This window comes from Brevibacterium sp. CFH 10365, from assembly GCF_009299785.1.
GTDB lineage: Bacteria > Actinomycetota > Actinomycetes > Actinomycetales > Brevibacteriaceae > Brevibacterium > Brevibacterium limosum.
Window position 1 is genome coordinate 542,608 of the sequence record NZ_VIGO01000003.1, and the last position, 19,081, is coordinate 561,688.

Genomic DNA, 19,081 nt, shown 5'->3' on the forward strand with positions numbered 1-19,081 from the left:
GCCGTCTTCCGGGGTCAGAGAGCCAGACTGATGGGTCCGGCGGGGACCGCGGAGCACACGAGCACTTCGTCGTTCTCGACTCGGGCGGCCGGTTCGATCGGGTAGAGCACGGTCCCGGCGGCCAGGGACACCGAGCAGGTTCCGCAGGATCCGCCGCGGCAGGAGCTCGGGGATCCGAATCCGCGCGCTTCCAAGGATTCGAGCAGGGTGCCTTCCTGCGGCTGCCAGACGAAGCTCGTGCCCGAATTCTCCAGGGTCACCTCGGCGGGGGAACAGGCGGCGATGGCCTCGCTCATTCCCGTGTTCGGGGAGGCGAAGGTCTCCTGGTGGACGGCGGGGACTCCGGCCTCGTCCGCGGCGGCGAGCACGGCCGCCGTGAAGTCGCGGGGCCCGCAGACCATGACATTGTCGCAGCCGGCCACCCAGTCGACGAGGTCCCGGTGGGCGGGCCGACCGGCGGTCGCGGTGTCGCGGTGGTGCGTCTCGACGGGCACCCCGCCCGAGCGGGCGCGGTCCTGCAGGCGGTTCCACAGGCAGGCGGTGCGATGGTCGCGGTCGACGTGGACGAGTCGGATCCGGTCGGTGGCGGGCAGGTCGGCCAGCCCGTCGCCGCGCAGCAGACCGAGGCTCGGGGTGATGCCGATTCCGGCCGTGATCAGGGCCGTTGTGCCCCCGAAGACGCGGGAGGCGGTCATGGTCCCGTGCGGTCCGGAGGTGAGGATCCGCGCTCCGGCCTCCAGCGATGCGACGGCGCGCGAGCCCTTGCCCTGCGTGCGCACGGCGATGCGGACGATGTCGTCGTCAACGTCGGTGATCGTATAGGTCCGCCAGAACGGTGCGCCGAGGTCGAGGTGGACGCGCAGGTTCGTGCCCGGCTCATCGAATGCGCGGATCCAGCCGAGATCATCGCGCAGGGACACCTCGACGATGTCGTTGCAGATCTGCTGCCGCCCGACTACGGTCATGAACCGCGGGGTGCGGGCGGTCTTGATCAGTTCGCGCGGTGCCTCGCCTTCGACGACGACCTCGTCGCCGACCGTGATGTCCCCGGTCTCGAGGATCTCGCCGTAGACGCCGCAGTGCAGGTGCCCGCATGCGGAGTTGAGCAGCCGCGGGACGTTGACGTCCACGGCCTTCGTCGAGGGGTTGACCGTCGTCGCCGGGCAGCGTTCGATCGAGGATCGGATCGCCAGGCGCACGCCGCCGAGGCGGACGATCGACCCGATGAGCGCGAATTCCTCGAACGGGGCGAGGCCATCGAGCAGGACGTTGCCGCGGAACCGCAGCGGGTCGAGCTCGTCGTTCTCGGTGCCGAGGGCCGCGCGACCCTCGACCGTATCGGCGATCGCGGCGACCGTGGCGGGATTGATGAGCGAGACCCCCGAACGCTGCGAGTCGAACATCCCCTGATCCGCGACGGCCAGGCAGCGCGGGAATGAACCCTGAGGGGGTATCCGTTCGGAGAGGAACCCCGCCGAGGCGGCCCTGCCGCTCTCATCGTCCGTGGAGAAGGTCGTAGACTCCCCCGTCGGGGCAGTCAGGGTCACGGTCGCGGAGTCGTCATCGGCCGCCTCGGGGAGGGACACGCCCACACGCCATCTCTGCAGGTCGGTGTCGTTCTTGAGCACGGTGAAGGCGGAGTACGAGTGCCAGGCGTCGGCGGGAACGTCGAGGCTGCCGTTGGTGAATGCCGCGATCCGGTCGCCGCGGATTCCGCGGTCCCTGACCACCCGGGCCTCGGTGAGCTCCTCGGCGGGGAATCCCTTGACGGGGAACCGGAACAGTCTGGCAGCACGCATACTCACGATTGTAGGAGCCGGACGGCACGGACGGGTCGGGGTGAGAGCAAACGCACAGCCGCCTCGGCGAGGACCCATCTTGATTGATACCCTGTAGGGGTATACGGTGTAGTCATGACTGAGCAACATGGATACACCCCGCAGAAGGACGCTCTCGCGCGGAGGATGAAGCGGATCGAAGGTCAGGTCCGCGGCATCGGGAAGATGATCGATGAGGACAAGTACTGCATCGACATCCTCACCCAGGTCTCCGCCGCGACAGCCGCGCTGCACGCGGTCTCCATCAACCTCCTCGAAGAGCACATCGCTCACTGCGTGGTCGACGCCGCCTCATCCGGCGACGACGAGGAAGCGCGGAAGAAGGTCGAGGAGGCATCAGCCGCCATCTCCCGACTCATCAAGAGCTGAGCCCGCCGGCCGCGTCGGCCCGATAGGGGTGCGACGACGCCGGAGGTTCGGCCATCGGGAAACACTCACAGCTGATAGGAGAGCACAATGACGACCACCACCATCACCGTTTCGGGAATGACCTGCGGACACTGCGAAGCCGCGGTCAGGGAAGAGCTCGGCGCCCTCGCGGGCGTCTCGGACGTCGCGGTCGACCTCAACGCCGGCGGCGATTCCCCGGTCACGATCACATCGTCGGCCGCACTCGACGACGCGGCGATCCGTGCCGCCGTCGATGAGGCCGGCTACGAGGTGAAGTGATGTCACGCGAGCTCGAGCTCGACATCACGGGCATGACCTGCGCGTCGTGTTCGGCTCGGATCGAGAAGAAGCTCACCCGCCTCGATGGGGTGACGGCGGAGGTCAATCTGCCGCTGGAGACCGCGCATGTGGTCATCGACTCCGATCTCAGCGACGACGACATCACCGCCGCCGTCGCCAAGGCCGGCTACGGGGCCGCAGTGCGCGGCCCCGGTGCCGGCGCCGATGGTCCGGAGATCGTCGACTACGATCCGCGTCATCTGCGGCCGCGCTTCATCGGCTCGCTCATCCTGGCCGTCCCGATCGTCGCGATCTCGATGGTCATGAGCTGGCACTTCACCGGCTGGCAGTGGATCGTCGCGATCCTCGCCCTGCCCGTCGTCACCTGGGGTGCGTGGCCGTTCCACTCGGCGGCGTACAAGGCCGCGCGCGGCGGCTCGACGACCATGGACACCCTGGTCAGCGTCGGCATCGCTGTCGCGAGCCTCTACTCCTACTACACCTTGGGCCGGGCCGTCGCCGACGGCTACGGCTGGGCGATTCCCGCCGAATACCACGTGTGGTTCGAGGCGGCCGCGGCGATCACGGTGTTCCTGCTCATCGGCAAGCTCACCGAAGACCGGGCGAAGAACCGGGCGACGGCCGCGCTGAAGGCACTCCTCGATCTCGGGGCGAGGTCCGCGACCGTGCTGCGCGAAGGCGCTGCCACGGATGGAGCTGCTTCGGGCGTCGGTGCCGCGGGTGTTGATTCCGCGGGTGGGGGCCGTGTCGAGGTGCAGGTGCCGATCGATCAGCTGGCCGTCGGCGATGTCTTCCTCGTGCGTCCCGGTGAGAAGATCGCCACCGACGGTGAGGTGCTCACCGGCCATTCGGCCATCGACGAGGCGATGCTCACCGGCGAATCCGTGCCGGTCGAGGTCGCTCCCGGCGATTCCGTCACCGGCGCCACGATCAACACCTCGGGTGTGCTCGAGGTCCGCGCCACCCGAGTGGGGGCGGATACGACGCTGGCGGCCATGGCCGATCTCGTCAGCCGCGCTCAGACCGGCAAACCGGCCGTGCAGCGACTGGCCGACAGGATCTCGGCGGTGTTCGTCCCGATCGTCTTCGGCATCGCCGTGCTCACCCTGCTCATCTGGGGCTTCGTCACCGGCGACTGGGCGACGGGGCTGCATGCGGCACTCACCGTGCTCATCATCGCCTGCCCGTGTGCCCTGGGCCTGGCCACGCCGACGGCCCTTGCGGTCTCGTCGGGGCGCGGATCCCAGTTGGGCATCCTCGTCTCCGGGCCCGAGGCACTGGAGTCGACGCGGTCGATCGATACGGTCGTCCTCGACAAGACCGGTACCATGACGACCGGCGTGATGAGCCTGACCGGAACCGAGCTCTCACCGGCGGACTACGACATCCTCGCGCGGTTGGAATCGCGCAGCGAACACCCGATCGCCCGTGCCATCGTCGAGGCCGCACCCGACATCGTCGGGGTGGGTTCGGCGGGGGCCGCCTCGGCGAGATCGACCGGAACGTCGGCCGACGCAGCGGTCACGGATTTCGAGAACATCCCCGGCGGCGGACTGCGGGCCGCGATCGACGGCGCCGAGGTGCTCGCCGGTCGCCCGGACCTGCTCCGAGAACGCGGAATCGCGGTCGACTGCCCGGCCGACTCGGTTCCCCGCGGGGCCACGATCATCGCACTGGCGATCGACGGGCAGTTCCGAGGATTGAGCTTCGTCTCCGACGAGGCCAAGCCGACGGCCGCGGAAGCGATCGCCGAACTGCATTCGCTGGGACTGAGCACGGTGCTGCTGACCGGGGACAATGCCCAAGCCGCCGAGGTGGTCGCCGAGGCTCTCGGGATCACCGAGGTCCGCGCGGATGTCCGCCCGGAAGGCAAGGTCTCCGTGGTCAGCGAACTGCAGGGGCAGTGCCGGGCCGTGGCCATGGTCGGCGACGGGGTCAACGACGCCGCCGCTCTGGCCGGCGCTGATCTCGGCATCGCGATGGGATCGGGCACGGATGCGGCGATGGCGGCGTCGGACATCACCATGGTCAAGTCCGATCCGCAGCAGATCCCGCAGGCGATCCGGCTCTCGCGCCGGACCTTGGGGCTCATCAAGGGCAACCTGTTCTGGGCCTTCGCCTACAACACCGCGGCGATCCCGATCGCGGCTCTCGGACTGCTCAACCCGATGATCGCCGGGGCCGCGATGGCCTTCTCGTCGGTGTTCGTCATCCTCAACAGCCTCCGCCTCCTGCGCTTCAAGTAGGTGCGCCGGGGCCCGGCCGGCGACGGCGGGTCAGAGCGACGGAGCTGCACACTGCGGAATCCGACGAGCCGTCACCCCTCGTCCGCGAGCATCCCCCACTGAAAGCGCCATAACACCCTGCAGGAGCAGGGCGTTATGGCGCTTTCGGTGTCTGATGCCTCAGCAGCTGTAGGCAGTGACAGTCACGCGACGAACTGCCGCGAAAGGGAAGTCGATGCCGGCGCTGCAGCGGACGTCTCAGCGGAGACGCCGCAGTGGACGCCTCAGCGGAGGGCCGGCGCGTCTCGGTGCGTGGTGGGGCGTCCTACCGCATGACCGGGTAGGACTGGTTCTGGTTCTGCGTGTCCTTGCGCATCACCCAGTTGAGGTAGCTCGCGAAGCCTGACACCACCACAAATGCCGCTCCGGCGTAGAGGAATGCGTAGCCGAAGGCGCGGCCGTCCTGCCAAGCTCGGGTGACGATGATCGCAAGGACGAGGGTGACGATTCCGCAGACGAGGCCGACTTTGATCGCATCCTTGTAGGACACCGTGCTGGTGGGCCTGCCGCCTGTGGACTTCTTCTTCGGGGTGTTCGTGGGCGCCATGCCCCTCATTCTACCGGTCGGACCTGAGAGCCGACCCATCCTGTGCCCGAGATCATCACCCCACACCGTTCCACCTGGAACCACATTCCCACCGGCACCGAGGAGGCCACAAGACGCCTTGAAACCGGCGAAGGGCGCAGCGACCGGTGGATTCGACGGAGGATCCGAGGGAGGATCCGACCGAGGGTCCGACCCGCCTGCACCGATGATCAGGTGGACTACGGGCTCCGAACAGGCAAAAATGAGTGTGTGCCCGTCACCGTCAGACGCGCCTCCGGGGAGGCGCTGCGCTCTTTTCACTCCAGCCAGGCCCCGCCTGGCCGTGAACCATGCGCAGACGCCGCGACCCCGACGGCCACAGCTGCCGGCATCGCAGCCAGCGGCCCCAGCACCCTCGACAGTCCCCAGTCACGATCCTCCCGCCGCACCGTCCGCACCGTCACAGCACTCCTCCTCGCGGCCGTCATGACTTTCACCGTCACTGCATGCGGACCCGATCGCGGCCTCAAGGTCTCACCGGAGGGCAACCCCTCCCCCTCCCTCTTCGCCCCCAATACCGTGGCCGCCGGCCAGCCGAACGAACCGTTCTCGCTCGACGAGGTCCGCAAGGCCATCGAATCCTCGTCGGGAATCGCCGTCACCGGCAGCGCCTCGGAGACCGCTCAGGTCGTCGCCGACTGCAAGGACTGTCTGAAGTTCTCGACACCGTTCCTCAGCGGCGAACAGAAGTTCCAGCTGGTCACGGTGGCCAACCCCAAACAGCGGGACGAGATCATCGCCGGCGCAGTCATCAGCGAGCAGAAGAGCCGGCCCCGCCTCGAACTCATCGCCACCGGCAATCAGCTCAAGGTCAGCCCCGGCAGAAATGGGACACTGGTGGTGCAGGAGGCCATGTTCGCAGACGGGGACAGAGCATGCTGCCCCTCCGGATGGTCGGTGCAGGTGTTCCGCCTGCACGACGGTAGGTTTGAACCAGGTCAACGCTTCACGCGGCTTAATGGAGAAACGTAATGCATATAGTTCTGGTCGAGGATGACGAGGTCATCCGCGAAACGACGCAGATCGGACTCGAACGCTTCGATTACACGGTCTCGGCCTTCGCCGACGGCCGCGAGGGGTACGAGTTCGTCTCCGCCAACGGCGCCGACGTCCTCCTGCTGGATCTCATGCTGCCGACGATGAACGGTGCTTCCATCTGCCGTGCCGTGCGCGAGCGTTCGACGATCCCGATCATCATCATCTCCGCCCGCTCCGACGCCATCGACATCGTCCAGGCCCTCGAGGCCGGAGCCGACGACTACCTCACCAAGCCCTTCGACATGCAGGTGCTCAACGCCCGCATCCGCGCTGTCGTCCGCCGGTTCATCACCACCGGCACCGACCGGTTCGGCTACTCCCCCGCCCCCGAGGCGGATGAGCATCACGAAACCGTGATCGGACCCGGCGGCATGGTCACCGGCGACGGCATCCCCGAGGTCCTCGGCGCCAGCCCCGGCATGGACACCCGGGATCGGCTGCGAGCGCAGCTCGAATCCGATGACACCTACCTCGGTGCCGGTGGGAGATTCACCACCGCCCCCGAGGCGGACGACGACGAAGAGGCCATCGGCGGCGGCACCGGGGTCCCCCCTCGACCGAGCGGCTCCCCCACCGTGGCCCCGGAAACGTCCGGCTCCGACGGCGGGCTGGGCCCGTTCCGCACACAGCTGGGATCCCTCGTTCTCGACACCGGGCGGCTGACCGTCGAAGTCGACGGGGAGGAAGTCCACCTCACCCCGACCGAGCTGCGTGTGCTTCTGCTGCTGACCGAGCAGCCCGAGCACGTGTATTCGCGGGAGAAGATCGCGTTCACGGTGTGGGGCTACGAATGGGCCGGCGACTCCCGCGTCGTCGACGTCCACATCCAGCGCCTGCGGAAGAAGATCGGGGCGAACATGATCGAAACCGTTCGCGGATTCGGTTACCGCTTCGCAGGCTGATCGTATGTCGCTGCGCTGGAAGATCTCTCTGCTCATCGTCGCCTCGGTGATCATCGCCGTCCTGTCGTGTTCGATCGTGCTGCGCCAGTCCGCGGCCCGGGCCGAGGACGACCGGATGCGGTCGACGGTGACCGAGCAGCTGACGAATGCGACCGCCATCTTCTCCGAGACCGGTGTGCTCACCCTCAACGCCCGCATTGAGGATCCGCAGCTGCCCAAGGAGGCGCGCAAGTCCGCGCTCAAGGGGCAGAGCGTGACGATCCGCTCCGAGGTCGACGGCGAGGAGATCGTGTGGGCCGCGGCCCCGATCGAGGTCGGCGAGTACACCGAGGTGATCTCCGTGCGCGCATCGACGAAGGACAGCCAGGAGCTCATCGGCCGCATCGACCAGGCGCTGCTGGTCGGCATGATCGGATCCGCCCTCGTCGTCGGCGGCGTCGGATCGATCGTCGCCGGCCGCATCTCCCGCAGGCTCACCCTCGGCGCACAGGCGGCCCGGAAGATCGCCGCCGGGGACACGACGACGCGCATCGCCGACGTCATCGACGAATCCGATCAGGAGGTGTGGGCCTTCGCCACGGCCGTCGACACCGCGGTGGCACGACTGACCGAACGCATCGACTCCGAGCAGCGATTCACCGCCGACCTCGCGCACGAGATGCGCACCCCGCTGACCGGACTGGTCAACGCCGCGAACCTGCTCGAAGAGGATTCCCGCCCCGCCGAACTCGTCAAGGACCGGGTCGTGCGCATGCAGGTCCTCGTCGAGGACCTCCTCGAGGTCTCCCGCCTCGACGCGGGACGGGCCAACCCCGACTTCACCCGCGTCGACGTCGATCAGGCGATCCGATCCCTGCTGGGCACGATGGAGGCCTCGGGCGCCCTGGCCGGGCACCAGATCGACACTCATCTGGCCGCACTGAATTCGACGCTGGTCACCGATGTCCGCCGCTTCGAGCGCATCGTGTCGAACCTGCTCGTCAACGCGATCAAACACGGCGGGGATCCCATCCGCCTCGAGACGAGCACGCGCAGCATCGTCGTCACGGACTCGGGCTCCGGCTACCCGCCGGATATCGTCAACACCGGCCCGACCCGCTTCGTCTCCGCCGGCGGGGGAGGAATGGGCCTCGGCCTCGTCATCGCCCAAGGGCAGGCCCGCCTGCTCGGCATCAAGCTGATCTTCAGTAACGATCCCGTAACAGGGGGCGCGCGGACCGAAGTGATCTTCCCCGACGAAGAGGCCCAGGAACGCGCTCTCCGACAGTACGTCGAGAGCCGATCCGAATAACCTCGCCGAGGCGGCCCTCCGCTTCCGGAAGCCAGCTGACCTGGCGTGATGCAGCGTTCGCAGCGGTGCGACTGAAATCGGCCTGAGTGGCGGCTGAGTGCCCGTCAGTGGGACTCGTCACCTGTATGTGACAGCTTCTATATATTCCCGTTACACTTTTGTGATGTTGGATTGAAGTCGTCGAAACCTCGGCGGTCTTCGACGAGTCACAGTCACACGGAGAGTTATGTCAGAGTCATCATCGGCCACAGAACCATCGGTGCGTCGACGGGATCTGCACAGGCGTCGCTCATCGTCCCCGTTCTCACGCGCACGCACCGCGACGCGCGGGACCGGGACGCCGCCAGCCCCTGCTTCCGCTGACTCCTCGGCCGACACCTTGTCGCCCAGGCGTGCAGCGATGGCCGCCGAGGCCCGAGCAGCGGAGACGTCACCGCGTCGGGCCGCCATGGAGCGTGAGGCCGCCGAGTTTCCTGCGACCTTCGGCTCCCACTCCGCCTCATCGATTCGCCGGGTCAGCGCAGGAGCCGCCGAAAGCCGCGGGTCCGATGGTGCTCTGCTCAAGTCCGTGCGCAAACGGAAGCTGCGGACCATGTCGACACTGGCAGCCGTCTCCGTGGCAGGTGCCGCCACCGCCGTGACCATGCTCGTCAACAACCTCAGCGGAGGTGCCGAGGTCAAAACCGATCCGACCGCTGCCGGTGAGCCCGCCGCCATCAACGCCGAGAAGGTCAACGCCGACGTCCCCGCTGCCGAGGGGAAGTCGTCGATCGAGATCGGCGTGCCGAGCGCCGAGCAGAAGAAGGTCGAAGCCGCGTCCCGCGCAGTTGAGAAGAGCGCTCTGCCCGGCTGCGATGCGAAGCAGGACTTCGACCAGTCCGCCGGCAACGGCGAACTGCCCGATGAGTGGCTGTGCGACCTCGGCAAGGGAGACCACCAGCTCCGGGACGACGCCGCCGTCTCCTTCGCGAAGATGAATGCCGCATACAAGAAGGACACCGGCAAGGAACTCGAGATCACGGATTCCTACCGTGACATGGCCGGCCAGCTCTCTGTGGCCAGCCGGAAACCGGGACTGTCGGCCGAACCGGGGACCTCTCTGCACGGTTGGGGAATCGCCCTCGACCTCGGCGGGGGAGTCGCCTCGAAGTCCGGAGCCTGGAGCTGGCTCGTCGAGCACGGCGACGAATACGGCTGGGAGAACCCCGACTGGGCCAAGGCGAGCATGTACGAGCCGTGGCACTGGGAGTACAAGCCTGCTCGGAGCTCTATTCCCGGCAAGTGATCGAACAGCGGTCTGTCCGGCAGCGCGCACTTCTTGCCGCCGAGGCAGCCCATAATGTGCGCACCCGCACCCGCAGCTCGCAACCTGATCGCCTCTGCGCTGCGCAGTCAGCGGCGCAGCGCCCGCCCGTAGCGGTGCCGGTAGACGATCTGAGCGAGCCGGACGATTAGTTCGCCGAGTCGCCAGATTCCCTGCTCCGCCCGCGAGACCGACCGCAGAACGAGAAAGACCCGGTCATCGGCGGTGCGGATGAGGATGAATGACTCTTCGCCGGTGATCGGATGCCCCGGCTTCGTGCCGTAGGTGAAGCCGCACCGATCCTCAGCCTCGAAGACATCGATGACTCGGGAAGGCTCGGGCAGTCGGAACGGTCCCAGGCGCACCCGAATCGTCGGTTCCTGCCCACGCTCCACACGTGGCGGCCGCGCAGCTCCGTCGCCGTCCACGTCGATGTCGCCGTCCACGTCGATGTCGAAGCCGCTGCGGATCTTGACCTCCCAGTGCAGCAGCTCCTCGGCGCAGCGGTCGAACGTGTCCCGGCCACGGCCGACGAAGTACGCGGATTCGAAGTGACGGTAGCCGTCGGGACGCTCCAGCCACCTCGGCGAGAGGGGATGCGTCAGCGTCTCCGGGCGCTCCTGTGATTGTTCGGCCATGCCTCCAACCTAACGGACTCGGCCCGTCAACCTAACGGACGCGGAGCGTGCGACTCACAGTCCGGACGGCAGAGCGGCGTCGACCGGACGGCCACGTATGATGCCAAGGACAGCGGACCTCGATCGAATGTCCGCTCAGCATCTGAGCCAGGATCAAAGGAGAACCACGTGCGCACAATCAACGGCATCGACGAGATCGAATCGCTCATCGGCCAGGAGCTCGGCTCTTCCGAGTGGATGACGATGGACCAGGACGCCATCAACACCTTCGCCGACGTCACCGGCGACCACCAGTGGATCCACGTCGACGAAGCGCGCGCGGCCGAGGGCCCTTACGGCGCGACGATCGTGCACGGATTCTTCACCCTTGCGCTGATCCCGAAGTTCTCCACCGAGGTCTTCACCATCGAAGGCGTGGCCATCCGCGTCAACTACGGGCTCAACAAGGTCCGCTTCCTCCAGCCCGTCGTCGTCGGCTCCCGACTGCGCGGAACCATCAGCGTCAACAACGTCATCCGCGGCGACAAGGGCACGCAGGTCATCCTCGAGCACACGATCGAGATCGAGGGTGAAGACCGTCCCGCATGCGTCGCCGAGGTGGTCACCCTCCTCGTCGAGTGAGGCTGCGAGGTCTCTCGAGTGAGGCAGCAGCTCCTGGGCACTCAATCCAGCCTCAGGTGGGCGAAATGGTCACCCTCCCGGCGGGTTTCTGTGACCATTTCGTCCACCTAAGGCACGGTTGAGCGGCCGGAAGATGTGCGGCCGCCGCGTTCGGGCGGCCGCGCCCCGGCCGGCTCGCGGCTGGGGCTGGCGCCGCTGAGACCGCCGCACACCTCAGGTGGGGCGGTACTCGTCGAGCTGCTGGGCGACGCGGATGTAGCCGAGGTGCGAGTATGCCTGCGGGTGGTTGCCCAGGTGCATCTCGGCGACCGGGTCGTACTCCTCCGACAGCAGCCCGGTGGGCCCGAGCAGGGCGTCGACCTGTCGGAACAGGTCCCAGGCGTCGTCGATGCGGCCGACCTTGATGAAGGCTTCGATGAGCCAGGTCGTGCAGATGTGGAATCCGCCCTCGAGGCCGGGCAGCCCGTCATCGTAGCGGTAGCGGAAGACCGTCGGACCGACCCGCAGCTCGCGTTCGATCGCGTCGACGGTGGCCACGAATCGCGGATCGTCGGCGTCGAGGAGTCCCGAGAGCCCGACGAACAGCGCCGCCGAATCCAGATCGGTCTCCCCGTAGGCGACGGTGAACGCCCCGACTTCCTCGTTGTAGCCGTGAGTGAGCACGTCCTGGGCGATCTCCTCACGCAGCTGCCGCCACGCACCGGGCGGCTCCCGATCGAACCGGTCCGCGATCCGCAGTGCCCGGTCGACCGTCACCCAGCACATCACCCGCGTGTACACGTTGTGCTTCGGCGGGCGCCTGGCCTCCCAGATCCCGTGATCGGCCTCGAACCACCGTTTGCCCACGGCTTCGACCATCTGACAGGTGAGCGTCCAATAGTCCTCGGGCAACTCGCCGAGGTGGCCGCTGAGTTCGTCGAGCAGCTCCGTGACCGGGCCGAACACGTCCAGTTGGACCTGATGTTCGGCGGCGTTGCCGACCCGCACCGGCCGGGAACCGGCGTATCCGGGCAGGTGGTTGAGCACCGCCTCGGTGGTCAGGGCCGAACCGTCGACGGCATAGAGCGGATGGAGCTGTTCGGGAGAGACCGTGCGCTCGAGGACCCCCGACAGCCAGGTGAGGAATCCTTCGGCCTCACCGGTGGATCCGAGTGCGAGCAGGGCGCGGACGGTCATCGATCCGTCGCGCAGCCACGTATAGCGATAGTCCCAGTTGCGGACGCCGCCGATGCCCTCAGGCAGGGAAGTGGTGGGGGCGGCGAGGACTCCGCCGGTGGGCTCGTGGCACAGTGCGCGCAGGGTGATCGCCGACCGGATGACCTCCTCGCGGTGGTGGCCCGGCAGGGAGAGCGACTCGACCCAGTTGGTCCAGAAGTTCAGGGCGCGCTCACGCACATGGTGCTCCCCGCCGGTGGCCATATATCCGGCGTCGCCGGTACCGGTTCCGCAGGCGAGGACGAGGACGACGGATCCGCCGGGCCGCTGCGAGGGGATGACGGTCGCCTCGGCGGTGTGGGAATCTCCGTGCTCGACGATCTCGAAGTCGATGCCGGGGGCGTGGAGTTCGATCGGCTCCGCCGTGCCGAGCAGCGCCACACCGTCATCGGTCCTGGTCATGCGGGTAGGAATCGTTGCGTAGTCGAGTCGGGGTGCGAACCGGATGCGGGTCGGGACGTCGCCGGTGAGCACGCGGACGACGATCGTGTCGTCACTGTGTCCGTCGACGGGAGCGAGGTAGTCGACACAGCTCAGCCCGGCCCACCGCGTCTCGAGCAGAGTCGAGTTCCCGAGATAGCGCTGGGTCAGCGGAGCGGCTCCGTTGGCAGGGGCGACGGCGAAGAAGCCGGCCGCCTCGCTGCCCAGGACCTCGGAGAACATCGACGCCGAGTGCGGCATCGGGTGCGGCATCCAGCAGATGCTGCCTGCGGGGTCGATGAGCGCGGTCGACTGACCGTTGCCGATCAGGCTGTGCCGCTGGATCGGGGTGGCGCGGCGGCCGAAGAGCCAGGACTTGCGCAGTTCGAACAGCGCGCCGAGGACGGTGGAGACCTCGTCCGGTGAGTCCAACCGGAAATCGGCGTGCGTGGGCGCTGCTTCGGCTCCGACTTTGAGTCCGAGGTCGTCGGCCCTGAGGGTTTCGAGGGCGAATTCGTCGGCGGTGTCGTCTCCGATGAACACGACGGCTTCCGCTCCGGTCTGGCTGCGCAGTCGGGTCAGCGCATCGGCCTTCGAGGAGGGCACGACGGTCAGGTCGATGACCTGCTTGCCGCGGGTGGGATGGATCGGATGGGCGGCGGCGAGCTTCTCGACAGCGGTTTCGATGTCGCGTCGATTCGCCTCGTCGAGTCCGCGCAGGTGCACGGCAGCGCCTGTGGTCTTGTGCTCGATGACCTCTCGCGGCAGGGTGCGGGTGAGATCGGCGCGGAAGTCGGCCAGGACCGCCCGCTGCGATTCGGTGAGGGCGTCGATAGTGAATGTGTCGGTCTCGCCGCCGTGAGATCCGAAGAGGTGGACCTCGCGGGGCAGTCGCGACATCGCCGCGAGATCGCGCAGGCTGCGACCGGAGATGACCCCCGCCGAGGTGGTCGGCAGCAGGGCGAGCGCACGCAGCGAATCGACCGAGCCCTCCAGGGGAAAGGCTTGGCTGGGCACGTCGACGATGGGCGCGATCGTCCCGTCGTAGTCGGTGGCCACCAGCAGGGATGGGGAGCGGGAGAGTTCGAAGAGGCGCCGGAAGAGGGCGGGGTCGAGCGCTCGGCTCGCTTCGGCCAGGTCGCCCAGCAGCTCAGACGACCTCACCGAGGCGGCGATGGTGGCCAATCGGGATTCGGTTGCGCTCTCGTATTCGACAGTGCTCATCTCACCTCGGATGTCTCGGTTGGCTCGGGTGCCGGTCAGGGCTCTTTCTTCACAGGAGCGTCGTTGTCCGGATCATCGGGATGCTCGGACTCGGCTGCGTGACCGGCGTCGACGGCACGATCGGATTCGACATCGTGATCGGATTCGTCGGCGGGGTCGGCCGCCTCGGTGGGGGTGTCGATCTGCTCGGGCAGGGCACCGAGCTTGGCCAGTTGGCGACCCTTGCTCAGGCGGGAGTACCCGCCGATGATGAAGATCACACCGGCGATGAGGGTCGCGGCACCGGTGAAGCCGAGGATCGACAGGGCTTCCATGCCGTCGCCGAAGACGAGGATGATGCCGAGCAGGACGTGGACTCCTGAGGCGATGAGGAAGTCCGAGGCCATGGGCTGGGACCGCAGCTGTCGGTAGGCCCAGAATTCGAGGGCGCCGTGCAGCAGGGCCCAGATGCTCAGGGCCGCGCGCAGTTCGGCGGGATGGTCGGCGAGGAAGAGGAAGACGATCGCCGGGATCGCGATGACGGCCTGGCCGAAGATCGCGGTGCGCACGTTCAACGGCGAGCGCACGGCCTGGAAGACCAGCGCCAGGGCGAAGAGGATGAGGTAGCCGATGGCGAGGTGGTCGACGACCTCGGTCGGCAGGCTCAGCTGCAGCGGATTGCTCGCATCACGGGGCCAGAAGACGGTGACGATGCCGAACACGACACCGAGGATTCCGCGCACGACCATGGGCCAGCCGAGTCGCCTCGCTGCGGCAACGGCCTGCGGTGCGGCCTCGGAACGCGGAGGCGTGGATTCGGTGCGCGGTTCTTCGGTACTCATCACGGCACCAGTCTAGGTCTCCCAGCTGAGTCTGTCCGGTCAGCGTCGTCTCAGGGACTGACGGGCACCGCTGTCGCGCCACATCAGCATTTACGTAATTACGTATTTATTGTATTGTCGACGCATGGAACCTATCGCATCAGCTGACGAACGCCTCTCCGCGCTCGAGCGTCGAGTCGCCGAACTCGAGGCTGCGACCGCGGCACCCGGGTCGCCTCAGGAGACTGCGACAGCACAGGAGAATCCGGAGACACGATCGACAGTCGCAGCGGAATCGTCTGCGCTGTCCGACAGAGCGGGCACGGCCCTGCCGAGCGACACGGAGACGTTCTGGGCTCTGCACGGACTCGTCGACCACCTCGGCGATGGGGTGACCTACACCGGCTGCACCACTCCTCCGGGCAGCTCCGATCCCGTGGCGTGGCAGATGGGCCTCAACAGTGCGGGGCTGGCGCAGATCGACTTCGCCGAGGCGGCCGAGTCCTTGGCAGCACTCGGCCATCCCGTCCGACTCCAGCTGCTTCAGGCGATCTATGAGGGCACGAGCACCGTGGCCGAGCTCGGAAAGGACGAGCGCTTCGGCACGTCGGGGCAGATCTACCACCATGTGCATGCCCTCGCCGGGGCCGGATGGCTCGAAAGCGCCCGCCGCGGGCACTGGCGCGTGCCTGCCCAGCGGGTCATTCCGCTGCTCACCCTCGTCCTCATCGGCACGCACTGACCACACCTCTCGACCCCACCGCGCACTGTGCGGCCCGATCCCGACCACCGCAGAACCCGCCTCTGCTCACCAGGAGGAACGATGACCACCACCGAGGAAGACCGCACTTCCGCGACAGCCTCATCTGTACCTCGGCGCTGGTTGATCGCCATCATCGCCGCCGCGCTGACGGCCGCCGCGCTCGTGGCGATCACTCCGTGGCCACGCGGGTTCCAGGGCGCAGCGACCGGCGATGCCGGTCTCATGGCCGACGTCGAGCAGAGCCTCGGCAGCAGGCATTGGCAGCATGTGGCCGCCGCCCGCATCGACGGCGACGAGGTGACGTTCGCGGGCACCGGGGCCGATGAGCACACCGAGTTCGAGATCGGCTCGATCACGAAGACGTTCACCGCCGCCCTCTTCGCCGATGCGATCGACCGCGGGGAGGTCGAGGCGGACACCCGCCTCGGCGAGGTCTGGCCGGATCTCGAGGGAAAGATCGCCGAGGTGACGCTCGAGTCGATTGCGATGCAGCGGTCCGGGCTGCCCGCGCAGGTACCGGCGCCGAACTTCATCGACGGAGCGATGAGCACCCTGTCGAACTATCTGCACACGGATCCGTACCGTGCGAATTCGGCGCAGATCGTGACGAGTCTCATCGACGTGGAGATCGGCGACCCTGAACCCGAGTATTCGAACTTCGGTTTCGCCGTCCTCGGCCAGGCTCTCGTCGAGGTGACAGGCATGGAGTATGCGGACCTCGTCGCAGAGCGCATCACCGCACCCCTGGGAATGAAGGAGACGTTCGTACCAGACTCTGCCGAGGGGCTCAGCCACGGGTACACGGCCTCGGGGCTGCCGGCGGCTCCGTGGACGATGAGCGGTTCGGCTTCGGCCGGAGCGGTCCGCTCGACGACCCACGACATGAGCATCTGGCTGCGGGCCGTGCGGGACGGAACCGCACCCGGCGCGAACGCGGCCGAACCCCGCGCCGAGTTCGAGGGCGGCGACCGGATCGGCTGGGCCTGGTTCACGACGACGAACCGAACGCCGAACCTCACCTGGCACAACGGCGGCACCGGCGGCTACAGGTCGTTTCTCGGCTTCTCCGCCGAGACCGGACAGGGCGTCATCGTGTTGAACGACTCAGCGAATGACGTCGACGCCGCCGCGTCGATCATCTCGAAGAAGGGACCTCGCTCATGAACGCGGAACTCGTCTCAACGGTCATCGGGGCACTGATCGTGGCCTGGGGTGCGTTCACCGCGTGGCGCGCTCCCCGCGCGGAGACCCGCCTGAGTCTGCTTTCAGGGATTGTCACGGCGGTCGTGTTCATCCTGCTCATCCGCCTCATCACACCGTTCGGAGGGTGGGACGGCTGGTTCATCTGGGTGTGGTCGGCAGGATTGCTCGTCATCGTCGTCGCCGTCTTTCGAACCGCGCTCGTATGGCCGGATCTGCCATGGCGGGCCGAGGACACGAAGACTCGACGCAGCGAGTCGAGCGGACTGGCCTTCTCCGGCCTCCTCGCGGTCCTCGTCGCCGGAGCCCTCGTCCTGCCCGGGCTCTTCCTCTGAGTGCCGCTCGGCTGTCGGCCTCGGCGCTACTTGCCCGTGATGGTGAGGGTGCCGCCGCTTTCGGAGACCTCGTACTTCGGCAGCGGTTCCTCGGCCGGTCCGGACACCACCTCTCCGGTGGTCACCGAGAAGTTCGAGGAATGGCACGGGCAGATGATGGCCTCCTCGGTGATCCGGGTGACCTGGCACCCCTGGTGGGTGCACACCGATGAGAACGCGAAGAACTCGCCCTCCTTCGGCTGAGTGATCACGTAGGTGTCCTCGATGACGGTGCCGGAACCGACGGGAACATCGGCGGCCGGCAGGCTCGCGTCCTTCGTCGGCTCCGCCTCCTCGTCGGACGAACACGCCGAGGTGGCCGCCGCGGAGCCGCCGATGACCGCCACCGTTCCGGCCACGCCCGCCGTCTTCATCACTCGGCGCCGGCTCGGATCCGCCGGTGCGGTCGGGTCGGCTTCGGCGGGGCTGTTCGGGGACGTGGTCATCGGAATCTGCTCCTTCTCGCGGGTGCGCACAATCCGCCATGCTCTCACGCAGGCATGGGCATCGGAGTTCCAGCGTACAATCGCAGACGGCTCGTGGCTCTCAGGTGGGACCCGGAGGCCGGGAAGGCGGTGCGATTGATGGCGGAGGAAGCTCCCGCGGCGAACCGGCGCGATCCGGAATCGCGCGCCGCGACGGGATGGGGATTGGCCGCCTCGGTGTACGTCTTCACCGTCGTCATGATGGGCACCACACTGCCGACCCCGCTCTACCCGCTCTATGAGGAGCGATTCGGGTTCGGCACCGCGTTCACCACGCAGCTCTTCGCGATCTACGCGCTCGGGGTCATCGCCGCGCTCGTCGTCTTCGGCCGCCTCTCCGACGGACTGGGGCGACGTCCGGTGCTCAGCCTCGGTGTGGTGTTCTCGGTCGCCTCGGCGATTCTCTTCCTCATCGGCTCCGACGTCGGCCTGCTGCTGACCGGACGCGTCCTCTCCGGGCTCGCGGCGGGGATCTTCACGTCGACGGCCACCGTCACCGTGCTCGAGAACGCCCCGGTCGGCCGCGAACGGCTCGCCGGGTCCCTGGCGACGGCCGCGAATATGGGCGGGCTGGGCCTCGGGATTCTGTCCTCCGGCCTGCTCGCCGGCTTCGCGCCCGCTCCCCTGTTCACACCGTTCCTAGTCAACGCGATCATGCTGGTCATCGCCGGGGTCGCGCTGCTCCTCGTCCGCGACCGCACGGGCGGACGGATGCGAGGCAACCGGGGTGCCGTGCGGCTGCAGCTGCCGGGGATTCCCGCCTCGGCGAAACGGATGTTCCTGGCTGCCTCACCTGGGGCGATCACGGGATTTGCGGTATGCGGACTGTATTCGGCGATCGCGCCGAGCTTCATCGGCCAGACCCTGCACGTGACGTCGACCGCGGTCACCGGCACCGTCGTGTTCCTCCTCTTCGGCGCCTCGGCGAGCGCGCAGCTGATCTTCCGCGCACTCAGCGACCGCCGGCTCATCATCGGCGGGACAGTGACGATGATCGTGAGCATGGGCGCCCTCGTGGCCGCGCTCCTGGTCAGCTCGCTGACCGTGCTCATCGCCTCCTCTGTGTTGGCCGGAGCCGGACAGGGGCTCGTATTCATGACCGGGATGCGCGCGATCACTGCGGTGACCGCACCCGAGCACCGCACCGAGGCGACCACCTCGTACTTCATCCTCGCCTACGTGTTCATGTCGGTGCCGGCCATCGGTGCCGGATTCCTCGCCGCCACGGTGGGGTTGGCGAATGCGACGACGATCTTTGCCATCGGGGTGGCGTTCGTCTGTGTGTTCGGGTTGATGGCGGCACGGAGGTTCTCTTCCCGGTGAGGGCGGGTGCTGAGGTTCTCTGCCCGGTGAGGGCGGGCGATGAGTGCTGTGGTGGGCCGTGGTCGGAGGCTGTCAGCCGATGCCG

At 67.6% G+C, this 19,081-nt stretch carries 18 protein-coding genes; 12 read left to right on the forward strand and 6 right to left on the reverse strand.

What is annotated here, in order from left to right:
• Nucleotides 1-14: 14 nt before the first annotated feature.
• The gene (locus tag FHG09_RS08510) at nt 15-1,799 is read right to left on the reverse strand and encodes an MOSC domain-containing protein (RefSeq protein ID WP_152347195.1); all 1,785 of its coding nucleotides are present in this window, start codon (nt 1,797-1,799) and stop codon (nt 15-17) included.
• A gap of 114 nt (nt 1,800-1,913) precedes the next feature.
• Between FHG09_RS08510 and FHG09_RS08515 the strand changes: the two genes are divergently transcribed.
• The 3 genes from FHG09_RS08515 to FHG09_RS08525 all read left to right on the forward strand — a co-directional run bounded on the left by FHG09_RS08515 (nt 1,914) and on the right by FHG09_RS08525 (nt 4,774).
• Nucleotides 1,914-2,207 (forward strand): metal-sensitive transcriptional regulator, encoded by a 294-nt coding sequence (locus FHG09_RS08515; protein WP_062862662.1) that lies wholly within the window; start codon nt 1,914-1,916, stop codon nt 2,205-2,207.
• Between the two features lie 87 nt (nt 2,208-2,294).
• Nucleotides 2,295-2,507, forward strand: coding sequence for a heavy-metal-associated domain-containing protein (locus FHG09_RS08520; protein WP_152347196.1), 213 nt, complete (start codon nt 2,295-2,297; stop codon nt 2,505-2,507).
• On the forward strand, nt 2,507-4,774 hold the full coding sequence (locus FHG09_RS08525; protein WP_152347197.1) for a heavy metal translocating P-type ATPase: 2,268 nt from the start codon (nt 2,507-2,509) through the stop codon (nt 4,772-4,774). The genes FHG09_RS08520 and FHG09_RS08525 overlap by 1 nt, the downstream gene beginning before the upstream one ends.
• A 304-nt stretch (nt 4,775-5,078) precedes the next feature.
• On the opposite strand, the gene FHG09_RS08530 is transcribed toward FHG09_RS08525, so the two are convergent.
• On the reverse strand, nt 5,079-5,360 hold the full coding sequence (locus FHG09_RS08530) for a hypothetical protein (RefSeq protein WP_152347198.1): 282 nt from the start codon (nt 5,358-5,360) through the stop codon (nt 5,079-5,081).
• Nucleotides 5,361-5,609: 249 nt separating this feature from the next.
• On the opposite strand from FHG09_RS08530, the gene FHG09_RS08535 reads away from it, so the two are divergent.
• The 4 genes from FHG09_RS08535 to FHG09_RS08550 all read left to right on the forward strand — a co-directional run bounded on the left by FHG09_RS08535 (nt 5,610) and on the right by FHG09_RS08550 (nt 9,915).
• Nucleotides 5,610-6,371: a hypothetical protein gene (locus FHG09_RS08535; protein ID WP_227492636.1), complete on the forward strand. Its 762-nt coding sequence runs from the start codon at nt 5,610-5,612 to the stop codon at nt 6,369-6,371.
• Nucleotides 6,371-7,339 (forward strand): response regulator transcription factor, encoded by a 969-nt coding sequence (locus FHG09_RS08540; protein ID WP_152347199.1) that lies wholly within the window; start codon nt 6,371-6,373, stop codon nt 7,337-7,339. Before FHG09_RS08535 ends, FHG09_RS08540 begins: the two co-directional genes overlap by 1 nt.
• A 4-nt stretch (nt 7,340-7,343) precedes the next feature.
• Nucleotides 7,344-8,630: a sensor histidine kinase gene (locus FHG09_RS08545; protein WP_152347200.1), complete on the forward strand. Its 1,287-nt coding sequence runs from the start codon at nt 7,344-7,346 to the stop codon at nt 8,628-8,630.
• A 400-nt stretch (nt 8,631-9,030) separates the two neighbouring features.
• Complete coding sequence (locus FHG09_RS08550) at nt 9,031-9,915, forward strand: D-alanyl-D-alanine carboxypeptidase family protein (protein WP_227492637.1); 885 nt, start codon at nt 9,031-9,033, stop codon at nt 9,913-9,915.
• Nucleotides 9,916-10,022: 107 nt separating this feature from the next.
• Here the strand turns inward: FHG09_RS08550 and FHG09_RS08555 are convergent, their stop codons facing one another.
• Nucleotides 10,023-10,571 carry a DUF1990 family protein gene (locus FHG09_RS08555; protein WP_152347202.1) on the reverse strand — a complete coding sequence of 183 codons (549 nt, stop codon included), beginning with the start codon at nt 10,569-10,571 and terminating at the stop codon, nt 10,023-10,025.
• Between the two features lie 168 nt (nt 10,572-10,739).
• Between FHG09_RS08555 and FHG09_RS08560 the strand changes: the two genes are divergently transcribed.
• Nucleotides 10,740-11,192 carry a MaoC family dehydratase gene (locus tag FHG09_RS08560; RefSeq protein ID WP_152347203.1) on the forward strand — a complete coding sequence of 151 codons (453 nt, stop codon included), beginning with the start codon at nt 10,740-10,742 and terminating at the stop codon, nt 11,190-11,192.
• 213 nt (nt 11,193-11,405) lie between these two features.
• Here the strand turns inward: FHG09_RS08560 and otsB are convergent, their stop codons facing one another.
• Both otsB and FHG09_RS08570 read right to left on the reverse strand, forming a co-directional pair.
• Complete coding sequence (otsB, locus tag FHG09_RS08565) at nt 11,406-14,051, reverse strand: trehalose-phosphatase (protein ID WP_152347204.1); 2,646 nt, start codon at nt 14,049-14,051, stop codon at nt 11,406-11,408.
• Between the two features lie 35 nt (nt 14,052-14,086).
• Nucleotides 14,087-14,872 (reverse strand): HdeD family acid-resistance protein, encoded by a 786-nt coding sequence (locus FHG09_RS08570; RefSeq protein WP_193627322.1) that lies wholly within the window; start codon nt 14,870-14,872, stop codon nt 14,087-14,089.
• 124 nt (nt 14,873-14,996) lie between these two features.
• On the opposite strand from FHG09_RS08570, the gene FHG09_RS08575 reads away from it, so the two are divergent.
• The 3 genes from FHG09_RS08575 (at nt 14,997) to FHG09_RS08585 (ending at nt 17,149) form a co-directional block, all read left to right on the forward strand.
• A complete protein-coding gene (locus tag FHG09_RS08575; protein ID WP_152347205.1) occupies nt 14,997-15,593 on the forward strand; it encodes an ArsR/SmtB family transcription factor in 597 nt (198 codons plus the stop codon).
• An 81-nt stretch (nt 15,594-15,674) separates the two neighbouring features.
• On the forward strand, nt 15,675-16,778 hold the full coding sequence (locus tag FHG09_RS08580; RefSeq protein ID WP_152347206.1) for a serine hydrolase domain-containing protein: 1,104 nt from the start codon (nt 15,675-15,677) through the stop codon (nt 16,776-16,778).
• Nucleotides 16,775-17,149: a hypothetical protein gene (locus FHG09_RS08585; protein WP_152347207.1), complete on the forward strand. Its 375-nt coding sequence runs from the start codon at nt 16,775-16,777 to the stop codon at nt 17,147-17,149. The genes FHG09_RS08580 and FHG09_RS08585 overlap by 4 nt, the downstream gene beginning before the upstream one ends.
• Before the next feature lie 26 nt (nt 17,150-17,175).
• Here the strand turns inward: FHG09_RS08585 and FHG09_RS08590 are convergent, their stop codons facing one another.
• Nucleotides 17,176-17,634, reverse strand: coding sequence for a Rieske (2Fe-2S) protein (locus tag FHG09_RS08590; protein ID WP_152347208.1), 459 nt, complete (start codon nt 17,632-17,634; stop codon nt 17,176-17,178).
• Between the two features lie 54 nt (nt 17,635-17,688).
• Here FHG09_RS08590 and FHG09_RS08595 point away from each other — a divergent pair, with 54 nt between their 5' ends.
• Nucleotides 17,689-18,996 carry an MFS transporter gene (locus FHG09_RS08595; protein ID WP_152347209.1) on the forward strand — a complete coding sequence of 436 codons (1,308 nt, stop codon included), beginning with the start codon at nt 17,689-17,691 and terminating at the stop codon, nt 18,994-18,996.
• Nucleotides 18,997-19,081: the final 85 nt, after the last annotated feature.